Raw genomic sequence first — 903 nt, 5'->3', positions numbered from 1 at the left:
TCCTAGTACAGAAGGAATGAAGGGATATAAAGATTATAAGTTTCATTTAAGAGTTGCTATAGTCGCTACTAAAATTTTAGCAATCGTAAGTTTATTTTTGGCGGGAATTGCAACAACTATTTAGTGTGAAGAAGGGCATGAAGCTTTTATAAAAGATAAGGATATTTATAATATATAGAATTAGAAATAAGAATTTGATAGTATTGGAGTAAGGAGTTTTAATAACGGTATATTAAACAATATTAATATACTGTTGCAAATGTTTTGATATTATGTAAAATTATACAATTTTACAGAGGCATTTGATAAAATTCAAAAAATATAATGGAGGCTAATATGAAAAAAGTAATTGGCGCAGCAACAGCAACTATTTTTGGATTGGGGGCATTTACCACAACTGCTACCGCAGAAACAATCGTAACAGCAGATGTACTTAACGTACGTGAAAAACCGACTACAGAATCAAAAGTGGTCGAAAAAGTAAAGAATGGGCAAGAGTTAAAAGTCATCAATACCGAAGATGGTTGGTCAAAAATTGAATTGAACGGTAAAGAAGTGTTTGTAAGTTCGGAGTTTACAAAAGATGTGTATCATGTAACGGCGAATTTGTTAAATGTACGTACCGAAGCAAACACAGAATCAGAAATTCTTGGCAGACTGAAAAAAGATGATGTAATTGAATCAACGCATCAAGTAAAAGACGGATGGCTGCAATTTGAGTATAAAGGAAAAACAGCTTATGCAAACGTTTCTTTCCTATCAAGTACAGCACCAACTGAAAAGAAAACTGAAGAGAAAATGAAGCAAGTAGCGAAAGTACAAAAATCAGTTAAAGAAAAGAAAGAAGTAAAGACGCAGAAAGTAGCAAAAGCGAAAGAAACAACGAAAGCACAAGAAATAGTA

At 32.4% G+C, this 903-nt stretch carries 1 protein-coding gene and 1 pseudogene; both read left to right on the top strand.

Features of this window, described 5'->3' with window-relative positions; translation table 11 throughout:
* Positions 1-124: pseudogene (locus tag DN403_RS30505) on the top strand (nitroreductase); the annotation flags it as partial.
* 212 nt (positions 125-336) lie between these two features.
* A partial coding sequence (locus DN403_RS30500; protein ID WP_255295229.1) for an SH3 domain-containing protein occupies positions 337-903 on the top strand: 567 nt, incomplete at its 3' end.

It is taken from the genome of Bacillus sp. AY2-1 (assembly GCF_008368965.1).
Classification (GTDB): Bacteria; Bacillota; Bacilli; order Bacillales; family Bacillaceae_G; genus Bacillus_A; species Bacillus_A thuringiensis_S.
Note: the sequence above shows the minus strand (reverse complement) of the source record. Positions and strands in the feature narration are given on the sequence as shown.